Below are 5,141 nucleotides of genomic sequence, written 5' to 3'. Positions count from 1 at the left end.
CCGGAGGCTGCTGGCGCGCAGGGCAGGGAAGGGAATATGGCAAGAGGGCGCGCGGCGGCAGCGCTATTCGGCGGAGGGAAGAGGGTGAATCAGAGCGTCCGCGGTACCGCAACCGCCGGTGCGCTCGTGAATCTTTGTCTCGCGTCGGGTAACCTCGGTCCGGGAACCGGTCCGTTCTCGCTCACCGGTCAAGCGAACTCGATGGGGACGCGAGTCTGTTCCTCGAAAGGAACGTGGTCCGGTCACCGACCGTTCGAACATCCCGACCACCGCCGAGCGGTCGCCGAGGCGTGGGACGTTCCTGTCTCTCGACTCCCCGACGACAGCGGACCGGGTCCGGTGGGCATCCTCGACTCGTCGCCATCCGTGGTCTGGACTGTTGCGACGAACCCACTCGCCGGGTTCCCGGATGCGACGGCTGCTCGCGAGGTTCTCCGCGACTCGTTCCTCGTGGTGCAAGACGCCTTCCGGTCGGATACGGTTGAACTCGCCGATGTAGTGCTTCCGGCCGCGACGTGGGGTGAGTCCGAGGGGACGGCGATGAACATGGAGCGGACGGTCTCGCGCATCCGAGCGGCCACAGAGACGCCTCCCGGCGTCCGACAGGACCTCGACATTATTGCCGATGTGGCCGCTCGGGTTGCCCTCGGTCTCCTCCCTCGGCCACCCGTCTCCCCCAGCGCGATATTCGACGAGTTCGCCGCGCTCACGGAGGGAACGGACGCTGACTGTTCCGGCATCTCGTACACCCGACTCGACGGCGAGCGCGCCGTCCGCTGGCCCGCTCCGGAACCGAACAGCGACGCGGGCTACCGGTACTACGACCCCAGCACTTCGCGGTGGTCGTTTCCGACACCATCGGGGAAAGCCCGATTCAGCACACTCGATGGGGAACCGCTGCCCGAGCCGGTCGACGGCGACTACCCGCTGACGCTTACGACCGGCCGCGAGGCCGACGGGTACAACACCGGCGTTCGCTCACGGAGCGACACGCCGGAAGAGCCGGTTGCCCGCGTCAACCCAGAGACCATCGACACGCATCGCGACGCGGTCGCCGACGCGGACGGCGACCTTCGAACTACCGTTGTCTCGCGTCGCGCGTCCGTCTCCGTGACGCTCGACCGCGACGACGCTGTCCCGCCAGGACTCGTCTGGCTTTCGATTCACCACCCAATGACCAACCAACTCACCAGCCCCGCAGTCGACCCGCAGTCGAACGAACCGAACTTCAAACAGTGTGCGGTCCGCTTTGTGCATCCCGATGCACCCGCCAAAGCTGACTTTCTCGCGGCGGAGGTGAGCGACTGATGGGTCTCGTCAAGATGACTCGGTGGCGGACGCTCGTCCTCGCCACCGCGGCGTTCAACCTCTCGTTTCTCATCTGGTTCTCGTTCGCCCCGTTCACGGGGCAAATCGCCGCGGAGTTCGGACTCTCGCTCACCGACCTCGGCATTCTCGCCAGCGCCGCCATCTGGTCGGCACCGCCGGGGCGTATTCTCACTGGCTGGCTCTCGGACCGCTTCGGCGCTTCGACGGTGTTCGGCATCGTTCTCGCCTACGTCGGCATATTCAGCATGGCCAGCGCGTTCGCAACCTCGTACGAGGTGTTCTTCGTCGAACGGGTCGTCGTCGCCTCGGCGGGTATCACCTTCGTCGTCGGTATCCAGCACGTCTCCCAGTGGTTCCCCGAGGAGGAACTCGGGACTGCCGAGGGCATCTACGCGGGTATCGGCAATGCCGGTGCCGCGGGGGGTGCGCTCATCCTCCCGCGGGCGTTCGGGAACTGGAGCGGCCCGCTGTTTTCGACCGGGTGGCGCGCGGCGTTCTTCTACACCGGTGTCGTCGCCATCCTGATGGCCATCGTCTACGTCGTTTTCGGACAGGACGCCGCCACGAAAGCCCGTGCAGCGGCCACCAGCGAGTCGGCGACGCTCTCGACGTGGGTCCACACAGCGACCCGCTACGGCGTCGTCGCGCTCGCACTCGGCTACGTGATGAGCTTCGGGCTCGAAATCTCGATGAACGGCTGGCTTCCGACGTACTTCCGCGAAGGATTCGGTTCGAACCTCGTCATCGCCAGCACCTTCGCGGCGACGTTCTCGCTCGCTGCCGGGTTGCTTCGGCCAATCGGCGGCTACGTCTCCGACCGCCTCGTTCGCGACCAGCGCGACATTCTCCCGTTCTTCGCGGGTCGCTACCGGGAGCAGTGGACCGTCCTCTGCATGACGTTCATCGTCGTCTCGATGACCGGACTCACCTTCGCAGGGCAGACTGGAAACGTCCTCCTGACCGTCGCAGCCGGCTTCCTCGTCGGGATGAGTTGCGCGTTCACGGAGGGTGCGATATTCGCGCAAGTCCCTGCCATGTTCCCGAACCGGTCGGGCGCTGCCGCCGGTATCGTGGGCGGAATCGGAACCTTCGGCGGCATCGGATTCCCGCTCGTCTACTCGTTCGCCGCCGCGGAAGGGATGATTCACACGGGCTACGTCATCGTGGCGGCGCTCATGATTCCGATACTCGCGTTGAACGCGTTCATCTCGCGTCCGCATATCGCGAGTCGCGCCCACGTGGACGGCTTCTTCGACGGGAGTCGCTTCGAGTCCAGTCAGAGCGACGACTGAACAATGGCCGAACAGTCCTCCCGCAACCTCGACACGGGCCGCGCTGGCATCATCCTCGCGGGTGGTCGGTCAAGAAGGTTCGACGGCATCGACAAGGCGACTGCACCGGTCGGCGGACGACCGATGATTCACCGTGTTGCGGCATCTCTCGACCCCGCCGTCGACGAACTCGTCGTCAACTGCCGCGCCGACCAACGAGACACGTTTGCCGCCGCACTGTCGGACTTCGATGTCCGGTTCGCGGAGGACTCTCACCCAGACCATGGTCCCGTCTTCGGCCTCAGGACCGCAGTACGAGCTTCGAACGCCGAGTACGCGGCCATCCTCCCGTGCGATATGCCGCTCGTGCCGACCGGCTTTATTTCGCACCTCTTCGGCCGAGTTCAGGGTGGAACGGGCGTGATTCCGTCTGTCTCCGAGACTCCCGTCCCGCTACCCTCGGTCGTTCACTGTCGCGCCGGGGAAGTCGCCTGTACCGAGACGATTCGGGCGGGAAACGACCGACTCAAGGATGTGATGTCCACGCTCGGTGTGAACGTCTTGGACGGGCGCGAAGTGCAGGCACACGCCGGTTTAGACGCGTTCTCCAACGTGAATACTATCGACGACCTGCGCGCACTCTCCTCCCGGCGCTGATTGTGCACTCGCAGAATGGTAATGATTGTCCACGAACTTGGGTTCTGATTGTGAAGAAAAAGAGCCAATACTTGGTCAGAATACAACCTTATATTCGGAATATATGGTTATAAATTGGAAAATATTCTGAAATTGAGGTCATTTGTGTGTTTTGACAACGAATAGTATTATGTATCGTTGTCTGCAGTGTTATCACGTAACATGACTGTGTTCGGAATTAGATGCGCTCGATTAGTGGACGAATGCCCACTGGTGGTCGGCCATGGCGAGTAAGAAGGAACAGTGGAAATCGGACCTCTACGGCGACGCGGTTCGCGACGAACTGGAGGCGTTCGCCGAGGAGGGCTTCGAGTCGATTCCGGAAGACGAGCGTGACAAGTGGTTCACTCGCTTCAAGTTCTGGGGTGTCTTCCAGCAGCGGACGGGTCAGGAGTCGTACTTCATGATGCGGCTGACGAACGCGAACGGCGTTCTCGAACCCGGACAACTCCGGACGATTGCCGAGGTGGCACGCGACTATGCCACCGGCCCCGTCGACAACCCCGAGTTCGGAAACGGGTGGGTGGACTTGACGACGCGCCAGTCGATTCAGCTCCACTGGCTCGAACTCGAAGATATCCCCGAAATCTGGGAGCAACTGGAATCTGTCGGTGTGACCTCACGGTCCGCCGGTGGCGACACGATGCGGCACATCACCGGCTGTCCGGTCGCCGGAAAGGACACCCACGAACTGGTCGAATCGAAACCGCTTCTCGACCGGTTCCAGTCGGAACTCCGCGAGGACGACGCGCTGTCGAACATGCCTCGGAAGTTCAACATCAGCGTCACCGGCTGTCGGGAGGGTTGCGCACAGGACTCGATAAACGACATCGGACTGGAACCCGCCCGGAAAGAGGTCGACGGAGAGGTTATCACGGGCTTCAACGTCCGCGTCGGTGGTGGTCTCGGCTCTCGAAAACCGCGCGTTGCACGCAGCCTCGACGTGTTCGTCGCCGACGAAGAGCGTGCTTACGAGGTGGTTCGCGGATTCGTCGAACTCTACCACGACCACGGGAACCGGGACGTTCGCGCCCGCGCCCGCAGTCGATTCTTCGTCGACGACTGGGGAACGGAAAAGATACGCGACCGACTCGAATCGGAGTACCTCGACTTCGAACTCCAGTCGGCGGGTGAGGACATCCGCGACGAGTACACCTACAATGCGGGTCGGCCGCAGTCGGCGGGCAAGTCCGACCACGTCGGCGTTCACGAGCAATCTGACGGTCGGTATTACGTTGGACTCAGCGTCGCGGTCGGCCGACTTACTGCGGCGGACGCGCTCGAACTAGCCGACCTCGCCGATAAGTACGGTTCTGGCGAGATACGACTCACTCGCCGACAGAATCCAATCGTGATGGACGTTCCGGCAGGTGCTCTCGACGACTTGCTTGCCGAACCGCTCCTCTCGAAGCACACGCCGGAGCCGAACCCGTTCCAGCGCGGGACCGTCGCCTGTACCGGGACGGAGTTCTGTTCACTCGCGCTCACCGAGACGAAGGCGCGGACGGCCCGGATGCTTCGCTGGCTCAGAGACAATGTCGAGGTTCCCGACGACGTTCACCAGTTGAAGATTCACTATTCGGGCTGTACCGCCGACTGTGGACAGGCGAACACGGCCGATATCGGCCTGTTCGGGATGCGCGCGCAGAAAGACGGCGAGATGGTCGAGGCGATGGATATCGGCATCGGCGGCGGTATCGGTGACGAACCTTCCTTCGTCGAGTGGATTCACCAGCGCGTTACCGTGGACAAGGTGCCCTGACCCGTAAATCCGTTAGTCCTTGCGCTCGCCCCCCTCCACATCACCCGACTGACGCACCGTCATTTGTTCTAACTCCAATGGCC

At 63.0% G+C, this 5,141-nt stretch carries 3 protein-coding genes and 1 pseudogene; all 4 read left to right on the top strand.

What is annotated here, in order from left to right:
• The coding region (locus QT222_RS06865) for a molybdopterin-dependent oxidoreductase (protein WP_491476733.1) at positions 1-1,308 on the top strand (1,308 nt) is incomplete at its 5' end.
• 14 nt (positions 1,309-1,322) lie between these two features.
• On the top strand, positions 1,323-2,621 hold the full coding sequence (locus tag QT222_RS06860) for an MFS transporter (RefSeq protein ID WP_179955363.1): 1,299 nt from the start codon (positions 1,323-1,325) through the stop codon (positions 2,619-2,621).
• A 3-nt stretch (positions 2,622-2,624) separates the two neighbouring features.
• A complete protein-coding gene (locus tag QT222_RS06855; RefSeq protein ID WP_491476732.1) occupies positions 2,625-3,257 on the top strand; it encodes a molybdenum cofactor guanylyltransferase in 633 nt (210 codons plus the stop codon).
• Positions 3,258-3,519: 262 nt separating this feature from the next.
• Positions 3,520-5,055: pseudogene (locus QT222_RS06850) on the top strand (nitrite/sulfite reductase); the annotation flags it as partial.
• Positions 5,056-5,141: the final 86 nt, after the last annotated feature.

The organism is Haloferax sp. s1 (assembly GCF_058382125.1).
This window is presented reverse-complemented; position numbering and strand designations above follow the sequence as displayed.